The sequence below is a fragment of the Streptomyces sp. NPDC043867 genome (genome assembly GCF_056435845.1).
This window is the reverse complement of sequence record NZ_JBWKDS010000031.1, coordinates 15,647-33,131: the sequence shown is the minus strand read 5'-3', so window position 1 is coordinate 33,131 and position 17,485 is coordinate 15,647. Positions and strand designations below refer to the sequence as shown.

The 17,485-nt window shown below is 70.4% G+C and carries 17 protein-coding genes; 12 read left to right on the top strand and 5 right to left on the bottom strand.

Features of this window, described 5'->3' with window-relative positions; genetic code table 11:
• The first annotated feature begins 11 nt into the window (after positions 1-11).
• Entirely contained in the window at positions 12-1,415 is a 1,404-nt protein-coding gene (gene lpdA, locus AC069T_RS26980) for a dihydrolipoyl dehydrogenase (protein ID WP_478785202.1), read from the top strand.
• 330 nt (positions 1,416-1,745) lie between these two features.
• Here the strand turns inward: lpdA and AC069T_RS26975 are convergent, their stop codons facing one another.
• Both AC069T_RS26975 and AC069T_RS26970 read right to left on the bottom strand, forming a co-directional pair.
• Positions 1,746-2,051: a cupin domain-containing protein gene (locus AC069T_RS26975; protein WP_478785201.1), complete on the bottom strand. Its 306-nt coding sequence runs from the start codon at positions 2,049-2,051 to the stop codon at positions 1,746-1,748.
• 224 nt (positions 2,052-2,275) lie between these two features.
• Positions 2,276-3,145, bottom strand: coding sequence for a helix-turn-helix domain-containing protein (locus tag AC069T_RS26970; protein ID WP_478785200.1), 870 nt, complete (start codon positions 3,143-3,145; stop codon positions 2,276-2,278).
• A gap of 182 nt (positions 3,146-3,327) precedes the next feature.
• Here AC069T_RS26970 and AC069T_RS26965 point away from each other — a divergent pair, with 182 nt between their 5' ends.
• From AC069T_RS26965 to AC069T_RS26930, 8 genes are all read left to right on the top strand, one after another.
• On the top strand, positions 3,328-4,344 hold the full coding sequence (locus AC069T_RS26965; RefSeq protein WP_478785199.1) for a zinc-dependent alcohol dehydrogenase family protein: 1,017 nt from the start codon (positions 3,328-3,330) through the stop codon (positions 4,342-4,344).
• A gap of 233 nt (positions 4,345-4,577) precedes the next feature.
• Positions 4,578-4,925 (top strand): cyclophilin-like fold protein, encoded by a 348-nt coding sequence (locus tag AC069T_RS26960; RefSeq protein WP_478785198.1) that lies wholly within the window; start codon positions 4,578-4,580, stop codon positions 4,923-4,925.
• A gap of 82 nt (positions 4,926-5,007) precedes the next feature.
• A complete protein-coding gene (locus AC069T_RS26955; RefSeq protein WP_478785197.1) occupies positions 5,008-6,264 on the top strand; it encodes an MFS transporter in 1,257 nt (418 codons plus the stop codon).
• Positions 6,265-6,413: 149 nt separating this feature from the next.
• Complete coding sequence (locus AC069T_RS26950) at positions 6,414-6,827, top strand: (R)-mandelonitrile lyase (RefSeq protein ID WP_478785196.1); 414 nt, start codon at positions 6,414-6,416, stop codon at positions 6,825-6,827.
• An 871-nt stretch (positions 6,828-7,698) separates the two neighbouring features.
• A complete protein-coding gene (locus AC069T_RS26945) occupies positions 7,699-8,277 on the top strand; it encodes a DUF1360 domain-containing protein (protein WP_478785195.1) in 579 nt (192 codons plus the stop codon).
• An 89-nt stretch (positions 8,278-8,366) separates the two neighbouring features.
• Positions 8,367-9,137, top strand: coding sequence for a phosphodiesterase (locus AC069T_RS26940; RefSeq protein WP_478785194.1), 771 nt, complete (start codon positions 8,367-8,369; stop codon positions 9,135-9,137).
• 90 nt (positions 9,138-9,227) lie between these two features.
• The gene (locus tag AC069T_RS26935; RefSeq protein WP_478785193.1) at positions 9,228-9,401 is read left to right on the top strand and encodes a hypothetical protein; all 174 of its coding nucleotides are present in this window, start codon (positions 9,228-9,230) and stop codon (positions 9,399-9,401) included.
• 1,577 nt (positions 9,402-10,978) lie between these two features.
• Positions 10,979-11,614, top strand: coding sequence for a hypothetical protein (locus AC069T_RS26930; RefSeq protein WP_478785192.1), 636 nt, complete (start codon positions 10,979-10,981; stop codon positions 11,612-11,614).
• Between the two features lie 907 nt (positions 11,615-12,521).
• On the opposite strand, the gene AC069T_RS26925 is transcribed toward AC069T_RS26930, so the two are convergent.
• Positions 12,522-13,103 carry a hypothetical protein gene (locus AC069T_RS26925; RefSeq protein ID WP_478785191.1) on the bottom strand — a complete coding sequence of 194 codons (582 nt, stop codon included), beginning with the start codon at positions 13,101-13,103 and terminating at the stop codon, positions 12,522-12,524.
• Positions 13,104-13,534: 431 nt separating this feature from the next.
• Here AC069T_RS26925 and AC069T_RS26920 point away from each other — a divergent pair, with 431 nt between their 5' ends.
• From AC069T_RS26920 to AC069T_RS26910, 3 genes are all read left to right on the top strand, one after another.
• Positions 13,535-14,149, top strand: coding sequence for a dihydrofolate reductase family protein (locus AC069T_RS26920; protein WP_478785190.1), 615 nt, complete (start codon positions 13,535-13,537; stop codon positions 14,147-14,149).
• Between the two features lie 133 nt (positions 14,150-14,282).
• The gene (locus tag AC069T_RS26915) at positions 14,283-14,792 is read left to right on the top strand and encodes a MarR family winged helix-turn-helix transcriptional regulator (protein ID WP_478785189.1); all 510 of its coding nucleotides are present in this window, start codon (positions 14,283-14,285) and stop codon (positions 14,790-14,792) included.
• Positions 14,789-15,247 carry a MarR family transcriptional regulator gene (locus tag AC069T_RS26910; RefSeq protein WP_478785188.1) on the top strand — a complete coding sequence of 153 codons (459 nt, stop codon included), beginning with the start codon at positions 14,789-14,791 and terminating at the stop codon, positions 15,245-15,247. Before AC069T_RS26915 ends, AC069T_RS26910 begins: the two co-directional genes overlap by 4 nt.
• 89 nt (positions 15,248-15,336) lie before the next feature.
• On the opposite strand, the gene AC069T_RS26905 is transcribed toward AC069T_RS26910, so the two are convergent.
• Positions 15,337-16,011 carry a response regulator gene (locus AC069T_RS26905; protein ID WP_478785187.1) on the bottom strand — a complete coding sequence of 225 codons (675 nt, stop codon included), beginning with the start codon at positions 16,009-16,011 and terminating at the stop codon, positions 15,337-15,339.
• A gap of 99 nt (positions 16,012-16,110) precedes the next feature.
• A complete protein-coding gene (locus AC069T_RS26900; protein ID WP_478785186.1) occupies positions 16,111-17,484 on the bottom strand; it encodes a sensor histidine kinase in 1,374 nt (457 codons plus the stop codon).
• Position 17,485: the final 1 nt, after the last annotated feature.

The window sequence follows — 17,485 nt, the reverse complement described above, 5'->3', positions numbered from 1 at the left end:
GGAGAACCTCCATGAGCAGCACGCACTTCGACGTCGTCGTCCTCGGCGCCGGGCCCGGCGGCTACGTCGCCGCGATCCGCGCCGCCCAGCTGGGCAAGAGTGTCGCCGTCATCGAAAAGCAGTACTGGGGAGGCATCTGCCTGAACGTCGGCTGCATCCCCTCCAAGGCCCTGTTGCGCAACGCCGAACTCGCCCACACCTTCCACCACCAGGCCAAGCAGTTCGGCATCTCGGGCGAAGTGAGTTTCGACTACGGCGCCGCCTACGACCGCAGCCGCCAGGTCGCCGACGGCCGGGTCAAAGGCGTGCACTTCCTCATGAAGAAGAACGCCATCACCGAGATCGACGGCCACGGCACCTTCACCGACGCCCGCACCCTCGACGTCGCACTCACCGCCGGCGGCACGCAGAGCGTGACCTTCGACGACGCCATCATCGCCACCGGCTCCACCGTGAAGCTGCTGCCCGGCGTCGAGCTCAGCGAGAATGTCGTCACCTACGAGACGCAGATCCTTGAGCGGGGGCTGCCCGCCTCCATCGTCATCGTCGGCGCCGGAGCGATCGGCATGGAGTTCGCCTACGTACTGCGCAACTACGGTGTCGAGGTCACGATCCTCGAATTCCTCGACCGCGCGCTGCCCAACGAGGACGCCGAGGTGTCGAAGGAGATCACCCGGCAGTACAAGAAGCTCGGCGTCACCCTCCTGACCTCCACCAAGGTCGAGACCGTCAAGGACGAGGGAACCTCCGTCACGGTCACGTACGCCACGGCCGACGGCAAGCGGTCGGAGATTCGTACCGACAAGGTCCTCATGTCCGTCGGCTTCGCACCACGCACCACCGGTTACGGCCTGGAGAACACCGGCGTCGCCCTCACCGACGGGGGCGCCATCGCGATCGACGAGCACATGCGGACCTCGGTACCGCACCTGTACGCGATCGGCGACGTCACCGCCAAGCTTCAACTCGCCCACGTCGCCGAGGCGCAGGGTGTCGTCGCCGCCGAGACCCTCGCCGGGGCCGAGACCATGCCGCTCGGCGACTACCGGATGATGCCGCGCGCGACCTTCAGCCAGCCGCAGGTCGCCTCGTTCGGGCTGACCGAGCAGCAGGCCCGCGACGAGGGGCACGAGGTGCTCGTCTCGAAGTTTCCCTTCACCGCCAACGGCAAGGCCCACGGTCTGGGCGAACCGACCGGCTTCGTGAAGCTCGTAGCCGACGCCGCGCACGGCGAGCTCCTCGGTGGACACATGGTGGGCGCGGACGTCGCGGAACTTCTCCCCGAGCTCACCCTCGCGCAGAAGTGGGACCTGACCGCCGCGGAACTCGCCCGCAACGTCCACACCCACCCCACTCTCGGCGAAGCGCTCCAGGAAGCGTTCCACGGCCTCACCGGCCACATGATCAACCTCTGACTCCGGGGCGGCTTCGCCCCGGCCGTGGTCCGCGACATCGTCGACTCAGGAACTTCACCGTCAGATCGAGCGAGGTGTACGCCATCCCGTGCGGGCCGCCACTCGCGTAACGAGTACCACCTGCCCCGCAAAGGATGGGACCTGCTGGCCCGTCCTGGTGGCGCTCAGCCAGTGGGGCGAGACCCACGCCGTCGACCCCGAGGGTCCGGACCCCGTCCTGGAGGTGACTCACACTGACTGCGGCGCCCCGGTCCACGTCACCGTCCAGTGCGCCGCGGAGCACAACCCCCCGACTCCCGGGGACGTCGGCCAAGGCTGCCTGAAGAGCCGTTACTCCTCCGGCAGTTCCACGATCACCAACGTGCCCCGGCTTCCGGGGCGGACCGCGTGTGCAGTCCCCGCCGCCACCATGAACAGCTCGCCCGCCCGCACCGACACCGGCATGCCGTCCACCTCCAACTCCAGCCGGCCATCGAGGACCAGCAGAGCCTCGGCGGCTCCATGGCTCTCTTCCTCGACCGGCAGCCCGTCCATGCGCAGTACCTTCACGCAGGCCGCCCCCACCATGCCCAGCCCGCGAGAGCTCCACGCCTCCGGCAGACCGGCCGCCGTCTCCGCAAGGTCGACCGCACTCATGGCGCACCCTCCTCACGGACCCGGCCGGTCATGCCGAAACGGGCCCGCACATATAGATCAATGGATGCCCTGAAAGCTACCTGACCAGGAAAAACAAGTGGTCGACCGTTTGGCAAAGCCTGTCGCCGGGTCCGGAGCGAAGCAAACCCGCGACCCACGCCAGAGACTCATCCGATACCCGGCCAACGATCCGAGACGAGGGCAAGTAGCCGCGGCCGAACGAGTCAGGTGAGTGGTGGCGACGCGGGCAGGTGCTGTTCGGCGGCCCAGGAGGCCAGGATGCGCAGCCGTTCGTGGGTGGCAGAGCCGGGCTCGGCGGTCCAGACGGTCAGGTTCTGGTCGGGATCGGTGCTCGCGGTGAGGGTGTCCCAGTCCAGGACCAGTTCACCGACGACGGGATGATTGAGGGTCTTCGTGCCCACCGTGCGGGCCGCGACCCGGTGATCGCCCCACCAGCGGGCGAACTGTTCGTCCCGCATGGACAGTTCGCCGACCAGCTCGATCAGGCGGGGGTCCTCGGGATACTTCGCGGCCTCCATGCGCAGCTGGGCCACGGAGATCTGCGCGGAGGTCTCCCAGTCGGCGTACAGGGTGCGCATCGCCGGATCGGTGAACTGGATCCGGGGATAGTTGCGGTGCCTCTCCGGGATACGGGAGAAGTCGGTGACCAGGGCTGCGGCCAGCGCGTTCCAGGCCAGGATGTCCCCGCGCCGGCCCTGCACGACGGCCGGGGTGGCGGTCAGGTCGTCCAGGACCCGTTGCAGTTGCGGCTGGACCTTCTGCCGGCCGCGCCGCCGGATGCGGGGCGTGGACTTCCCCGCCAGCTGGAAGAGGTATCCGCGCTCGTCGTCGTCCAGGTGGAGCACCCCGGCGAGTGTGTCGAGAACGGGGGCGGACGCCTGCATGCGGCCCTGTTCGAGCCGGGTGTAGTAGTCGGTGCTGATGCCGGCGAGCTGGGCGACCTCCTCGCGGCGCAGCCCGGCCACCCGGCGGGGCCGGTCGGTCTCGGGCAGGCCGACCGTGCGCGGGCTCAGCTCGGAGCGGCGCTTCTTGAGGAATTCTCCCAGCTCATTGAGAGGAACGCTGCTGCTCATGCTTCCCAGGATGACATCGCTCGCGCCTGGGGAAGGGGGGAGAATTCACTCCCAGGATGTCCCCCGCCCGGGATGCATTTCTCCGCTTTTCGCACTCACCCTCGCGTGTGAGGCTCGATGTCTAGCAGCCGGGCACGCCCACCGGCTGCGGTACACCGATCCCGCACCGAAGGAAGCACCCCATGCGCGGAGCAGTCATCTACGCCCCCGGCGACGTGCGCTTCGAGAGCCTCGCCGACCCGAAGATCCTCCAGCCGACCGATGCGGTCATCCGTACGGTCGCCACCTGCGTGTGTGGCTCGGACCTGTGGCCCTACCGGGGCGCGGAACCCATCGGCGACCCGCACCCGATGGGACACGAGTACGTCGGCATCGTCGAGGAGGTCGGCAGCGACGTCACCAACGTCAGGCCGGGCCAGTTCGTGGTCGGCTCCTTCGCCACCTCGGACAACACCTGCGTCAACTGTGAGAACGGCTGGCAGTCCAACTGCCTGCGCCGCGAGTTCATGAGCACCTGCCAGGCCGACTACGTCCGCATCCCCAACGCCCACGGCACCCTCGTCGCCACCGACGGGCACCCGGACGGCGCCATGGTGCCCGGCCTGCTCGCCGTCTCCGATGTGATGGGCACCGGCTGGTACGCCGCGCTGGCCGCCGAGGTGAAGCCGGGCTCGACGGCCGTCGTCGTCGGTGACGGCGCTGTCGGCCTGTGCGGTGTCATCGCCGCGAAGGAACTCGGCGCCGAGCGGATCATCGCGATGAGCCGTCACGCCTCCCGGCAGGAGTTGGCCCAGGAGTTCGGTGCCACCGACATCGTCAGCGAGCGCGGTGAGGAGGGCGTCGCCCGGGTCAAGGAGCTCACCGGCGGCATCGGCGCGGATTCCGTGCTGGAGTGTGTAGGCACCGCCGAGTCGATGCGGCAGGCCCTGCACTCGGCCCGGCCCGGCGGCAACGTCGGCTTCGTCGGTGTCCCGCACGAGGTCGCGATCGACGGCGAGGAGCTGTTCTTCTCCCACGTCGGCCTGCGCGGCGGCCCCGCTCCCGTACGCCGGTACCTGCCTGACCTGATCGACCGCGTCCTGAGCGGCCGCATCAACCCCGGCAAGGTCTTCGACCTCACCCTCCCCCTGGACCAGGTCGCCGAAGGCTACAAGGCGATGGACGAGCGCCGCGCGATCAAAGCCCTCCTCACGCCCTGACCACGCGCGTTCGCTCCAGGGCCGCAGCCAGGCCATGCGGTTCTGGACCGGGATCCATACCCGCTCACACCAGGACCGGCCACGACGACTTCGGCTCTGTCGGCACGGGCCACGGCCTCGGGCTCCCCACCGCCTGCACCGACGACCCCCCTTCCTCCTCTCCTTCCGAGCCCGCGTCGCGATCTTCGACAGCCCCGGCCGCCACCACCACCTCACCCGGCAGGAGGACCACCATGAACATCAGGCTCACGCTCAACGGCCACCGCGTCGCCGCCACCCTGCACGACAGCGCCACCGCCCGCGACTTCGCCGCGCAGCTCCCCCTCACCCTGTCCCTGCGCGACTTCCACCAGGCCGAGAAGATCGCGGACCTGCCGCGGAAGCTGTCCACTTCCGGCGCCCCCGAAGGCGCCGGCCCCAAGACCGGTGACCTGGCCTACTACGCACCGTGGAACCAGCTCGCCACCTACTACCGCGACGCCCCCTACGCGGTCGGCCCGGTCCCCCTCGGGCACATGGCTGACGGCGGCACCGAGCAGCTCGCAAGCGCCGACGAGATAACCAGCGAAGCCGCGCCCTGACCCGCCCCGCCGCCCGCCCCGCACGGGTTGCCCCGCGAGCTGGGGCCCCGATCCCGCCTCCACGCAAGGAGAGACCACACGTATGCCTTCCGCATCCGGGACCACACCGGGCAGGCTTCCCTTCGTCGTCTGGGTGCTCGCCGCCGGCACGTTCCTGATGGGGACCACCGAGTTCGTCGTCGCCGGCCTGCTGCCGGAGCTGGCCGGTGATCTCGGAGTCAGCGTCTCCCACGCCGGTCTGCTGATCACCGCGTTCGCCATCGGCATGATCATCGGCGCGCCGGCCATGGCCATGGCGACCCTGCGTCTGCCGCAGCGCCGCACGCTGATCCTGGCCCTGTCCGTGTTCTGCCTCGGACATCTGGTCGCCGCCCTCAGCGCGTCCTTCACGGTCGTCCTCGTTGCCCGCGTCGTCACGGCCCTGGCCACCGGGGCGTTCTGGTCCGTCGGTTTCGTCGTGGCCACCACCGCCGCGGGTCCGCGCAACGCCACCCGCGCCACGGGCGTCATGATCGGCGGCCTGACCCTGGCCAACGTAGTCGGCGTGCCGATCGGCTCCTTCGCCGGCCAGTTCACCGGCTGGCGCGGCCCCTTCTGGGCCCTGGCTGTCCTCTCCGGGCTCGCCGCCGTGTTCATCGGCCGCTTCATCCCCACCCGGGAGCAGCGCGCCGAGGTGTCGGTCCGGGCCGAGGTCCGTGCGCTGCGTCAGGGCCGGCTGTGGCTGGCGCTCGGCGCCGCGATGCTGATCATGGGTGGTGTGCTGGCGACGTACACGTACATCACCCCGCTGCTGACCGACCGTGCAGGCATCCCCGCGGGGGCCGTACCGCTCGTCCTGATCGCGTTCGGTGTCGGCGCCCTGGGCGGCACCACCACCGGCGGCCGTCTGGGCGACCGACGTCCGATGGTCACCACCATCACGGCCGCCGCAGCCACCGCCCTGGTACTGCTCCTGCTCGTCCCGCTGTCCGGCAACCCGGTGACAGCCACCCTCCTCGTCTTCCTCATGGGCCTGACCGGCTTCACCGTCAACCCGGTGGTCACCGCCCTCGCCATGCGCTTCGCGGGCGACGCTCCCACCCTCACCTCGGCGCTGACCACCTCCGCCTTCAACACCGGCATCGCCGCCGGTTCGCTGATCGCCGGTACGGCCCTGGACTCCTCCCTCGGCCTGACCGGACCGCCCCTGGTCGGCACCGTGATCGCCGCCCTCGCGCTGCTGCCCCTGATCGCCCTCGCCGTCCACGGCCGTTCCGTCAAGGGCCGGATCGTGGCCCGGAGCAGCGCTCGCCCTGACGTGCGACACGACGAACTCGCGCAGGCGCCGTCCCAGCGCTGAAGCGACCTCCGACCGCGCCCGACCTCGCGAAGGACGACTGGGACCGCGTCATCGGGGCGAGTCTCGTCGACGGCGCCGTCCTCCCCGCTGAAGGGGGCCACGTCGCCCGTCAGAGACAGCCGACGTACGAAAGTAAGGTGGGAGACACCATGGAATTCGTCAAGCAGCAGTCCAGCAGCAAGGCCCCGGCCGACTGGTTCACCGGCGACGTGTGGTGGGACGTCATCGTGGCCGGCCAGGAGCCGTCGCGGATGCGCGCCAACCTGGTCCGTTTCTCCCCGGGTGCCCGCACCAACTGGCACTCCCACGCCCTGGGCCAGACCCTGCACGTCGTCTCCGGCATCGCCCTGATCGGCACGCGGAACGGCACGGTTTTCGAGGCCCACCCCGGTGAGACCGTCGCCTGCCCGCCGAACGAGGAACACTGGCACGGCGCCGCCCCCGACCGGTTCATGGAGCACATCGCCATGTGGGAGGGCTTGGACGACGGTACCCCCGAGACCACCTGGGCCGAGCCGGTCACCGACCAGCAGTACAACGGTCCCCGCACCCGCAATCAGTAACCCGCACCAGAGGTACCGCGGCGTCTCGCACAGCGGTGCCAAGACGTCGAGTAGCCGGGCTACGTGAGGTCTGTGCTGGGGCGGCGACGCCAGTCCAATCGGTGCCCCCGGTGACGCCGCCGTGGAACGCGGCCGAGGTGCGGGCGGCGTCCCGAGGCCGACACGCCGGGACGCAACTGATGCCGAACTTTGCGTTGCAGCCCGGCCGTCGCTCCCGCGGCCTGCGGGGCGATCAGCGGCGCCGGTGGCCGGGGGCGGACGGACCTCCGGGCGGTCAGGCGGAGGTCGGTGTGCGACATTCGCGCCGACGCGTAATCGCCCCTGCGGGCATCCTTTCCCGCCGGCCAGCACGACGGCGGGACCACCCACGGGCCGACACGGCGACAGCGGGCACCACGAACACCCGAACCGGGACGGCCGACGGATGGGGTCGGGTGTTCGAAGGTCGGCGCGTGGCGGGCCGGAACGGACACCCGAGCACGGGTGCGAGCTGCGGGCCGGAAGGGGGAAGGCCGGAACGGACGTCCGAAATCGGGACGGTCTGCAGGCTGGGACGAAGGGTCGAAAACAGCAGGCTGGCGCGGACGCCCGAAGATCGACGCACGCGCAGGCTGGCTTGCAGGCCCAGACTGCGGCGTCGGCATAGGGCACGGATGTTCGGCACTGCCCGCTGCCCGCTGCTGTTGCTGCGAATCGGATCAATTCCTGGCGTGCAGGCTGCTTCAGCTCGCTAACGGGGGTACTCGGCGCCTGGCAGTCACCGCCCGTACCGCCGGCGGACACCGGACGGCAGACACCGGCCCACGAGCGGGCACACGAACGCGTCAGTGAACGAAGACCCGGCCCCGGCCGGGCACGTCGGGAGGAATCCATGGTGTTCGGCACAACCAACGAGAACGAGAACGGCGACACCCCACCCTCCTGCACTCACACACGGCCGGCGAACAGCGTTCAAAGCGCACCGGACAGCAGCCCCTACGCGCCCGACGGCAGCGTCCCACTCGGCGGTTACGCTGCCCTGGCAGGCGTCTACGCCACGGCAACAGGACTCGCCGCCCTCACACTGCGCCGGACAGGACGTCCCCTGCCCCCCGGCGTCCCGCCCTGGGACCTGCTGGTACTCGGCACAGCCACCTACAAGATCTCCCGGCTCGTGACCAAAGGAAAAATCACCAGCTTCCTGCGGGCACCCTTCACCCGCCGCCAGGAAGCAACCGGCGGCAGCGAAGTCGCGGACGAACCCCGTCGGCAAGGAACCCTGGGACAAGCCACCGGCGAACTCCTCGCCTGCCCGTTCTGCGCCTCGACCTGGGCCGCCACCAGCCTGATGTGCGGATACATCGCCGCACCACACGCCACCCGCCTGGTCGCCGCAGGCCTCAGCGCGGTCGTCATCTCCGACTGGCTTCAATACGCCTGGAGCTTCACGCAGCAACAGGTAGACAACTGACCCCCAGGTCGCCGTTCAGCGGGGACGGGCGCCACAGCCGCCGAACCGCCCGGCTATCGGGCGGGACCCTGCCCGACGCAAGGACGAGCATGAAGACATCGCCCGCCACGGATCTGCCGGCACCCGGAACCGGCCCGGGACCTGGCGAGAAGTCCCGCACGCAGACCTGGGCGTTCGGCGCCGCCCGGCTGGTGGCCGCGCACCGCTCGGCGCCGGCCCTGCACCCCGCCGGCCTGCTGTGCACGGCCACGGTGGACGTCGCCGCCGACAGCGCCCACTGGGGCGTGCCCTGGCTGGCCGCCCCGGCCCGCCACACAGCGCTGGTGCGCTGGTCACGGGCAGCGGGCCTTCCCCGCTCATGTCCCGACGCTATGGGCCTGGCCGTCCGCGTGGAAGCCGCCGCAGGGCCCGGACGGCCCCTGGATCTGCTCCTCACCACCAGCGGAGCCGGCCGCCTGGGACGCCACCTCCCCCGGATGCGTATGAACGCCGTCGGCGGCCCCTACTCCACACTGCTGTCCTACCGTTTCGGCAACCGGCCCCGGATCATCGCCGCGTTCCCGCAGTCCCCCACCCCGCCAGTAGGCACCTCCATCACCGCGCTCACCGACGCACTCCACCAGAGGACGATCCGCTTCACGCTACGGGCCGCCGACCGCAACGAACCCTGGCACACCTTCGCCACACTGACGCTCAACGCCCCCACACCAGGACCGGCACCCGCACCGGTACCGGCGCAGAGCCCCGGCTTCGACCCCTACGCCCACCACCTGCCCCTGCTCCACCCCACGGGCCGCCTCGCCGGCCTGCGTACGGCCGCCTACGCCGGCTCAAGGGCAGGACGTGGCACCCCCGGATGAAAGACCGGAAACGCTGGGCTCCACACGCGCGGTCGGACACCTCGGCCCCACACCACGCCCGACCAACGGGCCGCCCTGTGGAAGGACATCGTGCAGCTCGTCTTCAGCCACGCCTTCGCTGAGGAAACCGTGCTGTGGCCCCTCCTGCGCCGCATCCACAGCGAGGGCGAACTCCTCACCACGCGCGTCGAACAGGAACACCAGCCAGCGCCCCCACCCACCCTCATCCCGCTGTGTCGCGGCGCTCTCCCGGGAACGCGTTGAGCGGCCTGCCCCTCAGCGCCTTCGACCGGCTCCGCGACCTCGCTCCCTTCACCTCCCCTTCTGCCCGCCGCGCGAGCCCGGTCGCCGCCGCCGCGGTCACCCTCGCCGCCGCCCTCCTCCTCGCACGCCGCACCCACCCCATCCGGCGACAGGCAGAACGTACGGGAAAGGGAAACCCACTCGCATGAAAAAAGTCCCACCCCGGGACAGCCGGGATGGGACTTCGTGGAGCGCCGGGCAGGCCTTGCACCTGCATTTCCCCACGGGAAGTGGGGCGTCTTTCCTTGGACCACCAACGCAGAGACGACAACCGCAGTACGGCGCGCGCTCAAGATCAATAGTAACCCGGCCACGACACTCCCCGCCACCAGCTCCACCCCGGACGCCGTCCACGTGAAGCACGGCAAAGCGAGTCGCGACCGAGGACGGACGGGCGGACATGAGCGGGCGATGCCGGGCCCGGCAGCGGTGTCAGTGGCAGAGCACCGCCGACACCGAAGCGTTGATCCTCCTGGCCTCGGCATGCGTCACCTTGTGGACACGGGAGGAAAAGCGGGACCTCGCCGCGCTCTCCGCAGCGCCCCCGCCAGCAAGAGCGGCACACTGGCTGCGCGCGTTGGCCACCGCCCTGTCCTCGTCAGCAACCAGAGCAGGACTGATCGCACTCAACGCCCGAATCAGCCGGGCCCGGGTGGCGGCGTCAGGCTCGCCCGGCACACGCGCCTTGCCCTGCCCCTCACCCTCACCCGCATCCGCGTTCACGGACTTCCGGGGCGCGGGGGTCTGCCCAGCCGCAGTCGCATCCGTAGCCGTAGCCGTAGCCGTAACCGTCACGGCCCTACCGGACCCCGTCTCTCCACCACCACCGCTCCTACCGCCAGCGCTGCAGCCGACAAGAGCAAGCGTGAAGGAGGCGAGCATCGCGGTGACGACCGCGGCAGTGGCACGGATGGACATGATCCCCCCTGGGACGTTTGTTGCTGACCGCCATCATGCAGCAACAGAACGTGCCACCCGACCCGTTCGCCCACCCCCGCCCCAACTCTTCGCCGCAGATGGTCAACCCGGCCCGCTCGCCTAGTCAGCCTTCACCGAGAAGAACCGACGGAAACCGACAGAAACAGCTCAGGGACTGTCGCCGAGCCAGTCGAAACGCCCGTCGTCACCGGGCCTCGGCCCGTACAGGGCACGACCACCAGGACCGTAACGGCCGATCTCCGTGGGTAGCGCCACCTCACCCCGGCGCCCGCCCGGCCACCCGGTCACATCCAGCAGCAACCCGTCCAGCGGACCGCCCGTCAACTCCACATACTCCCGCCCCGGCCGCCGCCCCCAAACGGCATCATCTTGATCAACGCCATACACCCGCCCCCGCAAGAACTCATCCTCATCCACACCCACCACCCTCCCACCCGCCACTGACAACGCACCCCCCAGCGGCCCCGCGCCCATCCAGGTCCTGCCCGGCCGATCATGCGGCCGTTCCCGAACTCCTGGTTCCGATCCGAGAGGTCGGGAAACGGGGAAACCCGGGGCCGGGGGATTCTTGGCGCGCCGGCCTGGTAGAACAGTGACCGATGGGTATCCAGGAGCGCGACCGTAAGGTGTACCGACCGCTGCGGCGGGCCGGCCTCGAGGTGATCCCGGACGCCGTTCCGGACGGCATGATGCCGTTCGTCGTCGGATACCGTGCCGAGGACGTGACCGGCAGCTTCTCCCACCGGTACGACACCCCACGGCTCGTCGAGCGGCTCAACGAGGACTGGTACGACCTCGCCGTGTCCTCAGGTCTTCTCGATGACCGGCGTGAGTTCCTCGTCCAGCTTCCCAAGGGCACCCGTACGCACGCGGCCGCCCTGCAGAACCTGCACGGGGACAGCGCCTCCCCGACGCTCTGGACGCGGGTCCGGCTCCTGGACCATTGGGACATCATGGGCCGGGGCGCGGCATCGGCGTTCCTCGGCATACACGCGGGTCACCCGGGCTTCGCCATGATGGCTCTCGACGGCAGCGTGTGTGTCATCGCCTCGACGGGCGAGATCGGCGTCGACGTGTTAGCGGTGCGCCGCCCGGACCGCTCGGAGAACATCCTGCAGTACCTGGAAGAGGTCACTCTTCGCGACAGTCCCTACGTCAACCGCGAGTTCAAGGAGCGGATCGCGGTCTGGCTCGCGGGTCGCGCGTCCAGCGCTGCCAGCCCTCCAGGCCGATGACCAAGCGGCCCCGGTGGCCGAGGCCAGCAAGGGTTACCGCTGTCCAGTGGATCATGTGACAGCTTCTAGGGCCTGTCGTTTGGATCACGCCGGCGTCGCGGGGTCTGGCACGCACATCTGCGGCGTTGTCGTCGGTCGCCGACGCTCCGCGTCGACTCCCTCCTCCGCCTTGCAGCTGCACGCGCCAGACCCCGCTCGGGTCGGTCAGGACGAACCGTCGGTCACAGCCAGCCTGATCCAAACGACAGGCCCTAGCCGGGATCGTTGCTTCCCGGCGTGACAACCTCGTCCAGGACCCTGCGGACCGCCTCGTAGGCCGAGGCGAAGACGGCTGCCTCCCCCGCGCCGCTCGCCTCACGGCCTTCGGAGCGGCCGGTCCCGGCCCGGGCCCTCCAGCGCTCCTCCTCGCCGGCAGCCCAATCCCGCGCTCGCTGAACCCGACGCAACAACTCATCAGAATCCACCACGTCAGCCATACACAGAACCTACCCACCAATCCCCCCACCACCCCGCCCAACTTCCAGCGCGAGCACACCCCCGAACCCGAACCGGAGCGAACAGCAGAAACAGCCCCCCAGCCCCGGGCCGAGGGCGAGCCCAGTCGCAGCAAGTCCAGCGGCAGCAAGCCCGGCTGATGCAAGCCACTCCAGCGGTGCCGACTGCGTCCGCCACAGCCGGTCGCGGCGGCCGGCCGGTGGTTCGGACTCCGCTTCCACCGGCCGGTGCCTGCGTAGTTCGGCGGCCACTTCAGCTCGCGCAACCCAAAGCGGTGCTACCGCCGGTCCGCCGGCCACCCGGGACCGGGGGTCAGTCCTCGGCGACCGCCTTCGACGGCCTGAGTTCGGTGCTGGAGACAGCGGGAGGTTGATTTCGAGTTGGCCGGCCTGGATCGGCGTGAGCAGAGCTCTCAAGCGCGCTGCGGGATGAAGGGGGTGGCGGCGGAGCGGGCCCGCTCCCACATGCCGGACATCTGCTCCTCGGGACGCTGCTGCTCACCGTGCAGGGCGTTGAGCACGACCAGGCATCCGGTCAGCGCGGGCACCGCCCACTGCGCGCAGGCCAGCTGCCGCTGGGCCGAGTCGATGTCGATGGGGTGCTGGGCAGCCTTCTCGGCGTCCTCCGGGTCGGGGGAAGAAGCGAGCTCGACCTTCTTGCCCAGGACACGGGCGTAGGCAGTGGCGGCGAGAGCCGCGACGGTGACGGCGGTCTTGACCGCGGTGGAGGCCCCGACCCCCTTCTGAGTGGCGACGCGGTGAGCGTTCACCGCGAGCAGCCCCCCGCCGCCGAACAGGTGCGCGCCGATGGCCGCAGCGTTGACGGGTGTCCACTTCGCCCAGCCGGATGAGGCGATCCGCGCCCTGGCCTGGGCCGTCTCGCTCACATCCTGTGCTGCCCCGTTGAGACCGACCGCGCCCATGAGGGAGCCGCCGAACCAGGCTGCCAGACCCACATCGTGCAGGCTGCGGATGAGGGTGTTGCGATCGGACATGACAGTGCTCCTTGGAACTGGGGACGGGGTGCCGACGGGAATGTCGAGTACCACCCCAGCGTCGTCGCAGCCTTCACCGGCCGCTATCCCGACTGACCCGAACGGATGCCGGGCACCCGAGCGAGCCCCCACGGCCGCCTGCTCACCGTGCCGCAGGCCTTGCCGGGCCACCGGGGCGAGAGGAGACCACACCCGGCACCGGGAACACCTCCACCGAGCACTGCCGCCTTTGACCGCCCGCTCCCCGTCCGGCGGGCCGCCCCGGAACCCGTCACACAGGGGTCACCAGCGCCGTACAGGCCACTGGAAGTACTGGAAGTACTCGACACGGCCGCCTGACGTGCCTGGCTGGTGATCAGCTGCCATTCGGGTGGCGTCGGCGTGGGTGCGGTGAACGATTAGTCCGGCCGGCCGATCGGGTCTGCACTGGTATGACTCGAATCAACGCTGACATCTCGGTCTCTCTCGACGGCTTCGTCACCGGGCCCGACCCCGGCCCGGACAACGGTCTGGGCACCGGTGGTGAAGCCCTGCACACCTGGGCGTTCTCCGACGATCCTGACGACCGCCGGTATCTGCGCGAGGGCACCGCACGCTCGGGTGCCGTCGTCCTCGGCCGTCACCTCTTCGACGTGGTCGACGGGCCGAACGGCTGGGACGACAAGGTCGGCTACGGCGCCGACCAGGTCGGCAGGCCCGCGTTCGTCGTCGTGACGAGCTCGCCGCCGGGGTCGGTGCGGCTCACCGAACTCGACTGGACGTTCGTCAGCACCGGCCTGCCCGACGCCGTCGCGGCGGCACGCGAGCGCGCCGAGGCGTCGTCGTCGCAGAGCGGCAGGAATCTCGACGTCGTCCTCATGGGTGGCGGTGCCACGATCGGTTCGGCACTCGACGCCGGACTGGTGGACACGCTGACACTGCACCTCGCCCCGGTCGTGCTGGGCGCCGGGACGCCGTTGTTCACCGGCGGGGCGCCACGCACGCTCGTGCAGCGGAGCGTGACCTCGACATCGACGGCGACGCACTTGACCTACGACGTCCTCTGAACCGACCGACGAGAGAGGACCCTCCCGCGACAGGCGGCCCAGGACCGAGTCGTCCGTGCCAGGTTCGGAGTGCGCTCGCACACCCGGCAGAAAATCATAGTCATGGACATAGTAGCCATGTACTGTATTCGCTATGAGCAAGGTGCTGCCGGACCCCACGCCCGGCTTCCTGGTATGGCGGCTCGCCAACAAATGGCGCGTCGCGGTCGATCGCGCGGTGGCGCCGCTGGGCCTCACCCACGCGCAGTACTCACTGGTGGCGTCGCTGTACGGCATGCAGCGCGCCGGCGAGCGACCCAGCCAGCGCCGACTCGCCGACCACACCGGCCTGGAGGCCCTGTACGTGTCGAAGCTGGCGCGCACCCTGGAGTCGTCCGGTCTGATCGAGCGCACCCGCGACCCCCGCGACCCCCGCGCCGTACAACTCGCCCTCACCAAGGAGGGGCAGGCCGTCACACGGCAGGCCATCCCCGCGGTCCAGGAACTGCTTCAGCAGTTGCTGGAGCCACTCGGCGGCCTCGACACCCCGCGGACGCGCGCGTTCACCGAGGAGCTGACGGCCCTGCTCGACGCACCCCTCACGGCATTCCTGCCGAACGACGAGAGCACCAACGACGAGAGCACCAAGGGGACAACACCATGACCACCGCCGCATCCACCACCGCCGAACCCGTCGCCGACGCCCGCGCCCTCGCTCTGGCCCACTACGCCGCCCGCGGTGTCCTGGAGCACGTCCTGGCCCGGCACGGCATCACCTTCGAGCAGCAGATCGCCCTGCGCGCCGCCCTCACCGCCGACGCCCCGCTGACGCCGGACGATCTCGTCGCCCGGGTCCACGGTTCCCTCAAGGCCGACCACGCCGGCATCCGCGCCACTCTCGACGAACTGCTGGCCAAGCAACTGCTCGTCGCGGACGGTGCGTACCTTCGCCCCACAGATGCAGGGCGCGACCTGGTCGCCGCCGTCGGCGCGGAGACCGCTCCCCTCAGCGCCCGCGTCTGGGGCGGCATACCCGCCGCGGACCTTGCCGCCACAGGCCGTGTCCTCGCTCTGGTCAACGCGCGGGCCAACGCGGAGCTTGCGGCGCTGACGGCCTGATTGCCCAACCGCGCGGGTGCCTGGCTGCCCGGCGCCCGACCGCCCGACCGGGCCGGTCGCAGCGCCCGGCTGGTCAGCCGCCCGGCTGGTCAGTAACCCGTGGGTCTCACCAGCGCCGACTCGTACGCGAACACCGCCGCCTGAGTGCGGTCCCGCAGTCCCAGCTTGAGCAGGATGCGGCCGACGTGTGTCTTCACGGTCTGCTCGGCCACGACGAGGTGCCGGGCGATTTCCGCATTGGACAGGCCCTGCGCGATGAGTGTCAGGACCTGCGTCTCGCGCTCGGTGAGGTCGCCGACGCGCTCCTTCAGCGGGGCTCGCGGGGTGTCGTTCAGCCGGGAGAACTCGGCGATCAGCTTGCGGGTGATGCCGGGCGCCAGCAGGGCGTCACCGGCCGCGACGATCCGCACGGCCTCGGCGAGTTGGTCGGCGGAGGCGTCCTTGAGCAGGAACCCGGACGCCCCGGCGCGCAGCGCCTCGTACACGTACTCGTCGAGGTCGAAGGTGGTGAGCACCAGCACCCTGACGTCGGGGGTGGCGACGGTGATGCGACGGGTGGCCTCGATGCCGCCCAGTTCGGGCATGCGGATGTCCATCAGGACGACGTCCGGGGACAGTTCGGCGACCTGCGTCACGGCGTCCAGTCCGTCGACCGCCTGCCCGATCACCTCGATGCCCGGGTGGGCGTTGAGCAGCACGGTGAAACCCTGCCGGACCATCTGCTGGTCGTCGGCGATCAGTACGCGGATGGTGCCGCTCGTCATCTGGTCACTTCTCCTGTCGGGGGCCGGTCCTACGTCCTGTGGTGGGTACGGCCGTGGATCCTGCCGTGACTGCGCACGTGGGTGCCGTCGGTGATGCGGTCACTGCCGCTTCGGACCGGGCTCGGGAAAGACGCGTGCGAGGCCGGCGGGAGGGTCGCTGCTTTCGGGGGCGGGGAGGGCGGTGCCGTCCTTCGGAAGGAACGCCGACACGGTGAAGCCGCCGTGCAGCGTCGGGTGCGCGGCGACATGGCCGCCCAGCATCACGGCCCGCTCCCGCATGCCGAGCAACCCGTGCCCCGCGCCGGGTGAGGACCGGGACGGCCCGCTCGGGCGGGAGTTGGTGACCTCCAGGTGCAGGCCCCGCGCGTCGTGGGTGACACCGACCCGCACCTGGGAACCGGGCGCGTGCCGCAGCGCGTTGCTCAGCGCCTCCTGCACGATCCGGTAGGCCGACAACTGCACGCCCGGCGGATAGACCGACGGCTCGCCGCGTGTCTCGGCGACGACCTCGAGCCCGGCGGCACGGGTGTTGTCGATCAGTGCGCCGAGCCGGTCGAGCGTGGGCTGTGGCGCGTCCGGGGCGGTTCCGGTGCCGGTCGCGCCGAGGCCGTACGGGTCCCCGGGGTTCTCGGAGCGCAGCACGCCGAGGACCCGGCGCAGTTCGGTGAGCGCCTCCAGGGCGTTCTGCCGGATGCCCTCCAGGTTCTCCCTCAGTTCCTCGGACGGGTTCTGTACCAGGTGCGGGGCCACCTGCGCCTGGATGGAGATCACCGACATGTGGTGTGCGACCACGTCGTGCAGTTCGCGCGCGATGCGGTTGCGCTCCTCCAGCAGGGTGCGGCGGGCGCGTTCCTCGGCGGTGATGCCGGTCTGCTCGACGAGTTGGTGGCGGGCCTCACGGCGGCCGCGCAGGGCGGTGCCGAGAAGGACGACTGCGGTGAACAGGGACACCGCCACCACGCCGGACGGCTCGTAGTTCGCGCCGCCGATCACTCCTTGGACGACGTAGGTGGCCAGCGCGGTCAGTGCGAGCGCCTCGGCCGACACCCGGGTGGGCAGCCGCAGCGAGAGCAGCAGCAGGATCATGCAGTGCGCGGTCAGTCCGGGCGGCCCCCACGGCCAACTCGGGCCGCCCGGGTGCGCATCGTGGAACAGGAGAGGCCGGGCGGTCAGGGCGGTGACGACCGTGATGACCAGCGACATCCACCACGCCGGTATCGGACGCCACAGGGCCAGTGCCACCGTGAGGCCCTGCAACACCGCGCACAGCACGCCGAACTGGGCGTCGAGGCGGTAACTGTCGACCAGAAAGTCGACGTTGGCGACCGCGGAGCCGAACGCCACCAGGCAGACCAGGCCGTGCGGCAGCCAGCGCAGCCACACCGAGGGCGGCAGCGGAGCCGCGCGGACCGTCCACAAGTCGTCGCGCAGCAAGCGCAGCAGGCGGGACAGGCGCACCTCCACTCCGTTCATC

What these genes read in the sequence shown, in the direction of transcription:
- lpdA (WP_478785202.1), top strand. Translation starts at nt 12, where the DNA reads ATGAGCAGCACGCACTTCGACGTCGTCGTCCTCGGCGCCGGGCCCGGC.
- AC069T_RS26975 (WP_478785201.1), bottom strand. Translation starts at nt 2,051, where the DNA reads ATGAGTGCGGTCGACCTTGCGGAGACGGCGGCCGGTCTGCCGGAGGCG.
- AC069T_RS26970 (WP_478785200.1), bottom strand. Translation starts at nt 3,145, where the DNA reads ATGAGCAGCAGCGTTCCTCTCAATGAGCTGGGAGAATTCCTCAAGAAG.
- AC069T_RS26965 (WP_478785199.1), top strand. Translation starts at nt 3,328, where the DNA reads ATGCGCGGAGCAGTCATCTACGCCCCCGGCGACGTGCGCTTCGAGAGC.
- AC069T_RS26960 (WP_478785198.1), top strand. Translation starts at nt 4,578, where the DNA reads ATGAACATCAGGCTCACGCTCAACGGCCACCGCGTCGCCGCCACCCTG.
- AC069T_RS26955 (WP_478785197.1), top strand. Translation starts at nt 5,008, where the DNA reads ATGCCTTCCGCATCCGGGACCACACCGGGCAGGCTTCCCTTCGTCGTC.
- AC069T_RS26950 (WP_478785196.1), top strand. Translation starts at nt 6,414, where the DNA reads ATGGAATTCGTCAAGCAGCAGTCCAGCAGCAAGGCCCCGGCCGACTGG.
- AC069T_RS26945 (WP_478785195.1), top strand. Translation starts at nt 7,699, where the DNA reads ATGGTGTTCGGCACAACCAACGAGAACGAGAACGGCGACACCCCACCC.
- AC069T_RS26940 (WP_478785194.1), top strand. Translation starts at nt 8,367, where the DNA reads ATGAAGACATCGCCCGCCACGGATCTGCCGGCACCCGGAACCGGCCCG.
- AC069T_RS26930 (WP_478785192.1), top strand. Translation starts at nt 10,979, where the DNA reads ATGGGTATCCAGGAGCGCGACCGTAAGGTGTACCGACCGCTGCGGCGG.
- AC069T_RS26925 (WP_478785191.1), bottom strand. Translation starts at nt 13,103, where the DNA reads ATGTCCGATCGCAACACCCTCATCCGCAGCCTGCACGATGTGGGTCTG.
- AC069T_RS26920 (WP_478785190.1), top strand. Translation starts at nt 13,535, where the DNA reads ATGACTCGAATCAACGCTGACATCTCGGTCTCTCTCGACGGCTTCGTC.
- AC069T_RS26915 (WP_478785189.1), top strand. Translation starts at nt 14,283, where the DNA reads ATGAGCAAGGTGCTGCCGGACCCCACGCCCGGCTTCCTGGTATGGCGG.
- AC069T_RS26910 (WP_478785188.1), top strand. Translation starts at nt 14,789, where the DNA reads ATGACCACCGCCGCATCCACCACCGCCGAACCCGTCGCCGACGCCCGC.
- AC069T_RS26905 (WP_478785187.1), bottom strand. Translation starts at nt 16,011, where the DNA reads ATGACGAGCGGCACCATCCGCGTACTGATCGCCGACGACCAGCAGATG.
- AC069T_RS26900 (WP_478785186.1), bottom strand. Translation starts at nt 17,484, where the DNA reads ATGAACGGAGTGGAGGTGCGCCTGTCCCGCCTGCTGCGCTTGCTGCGC.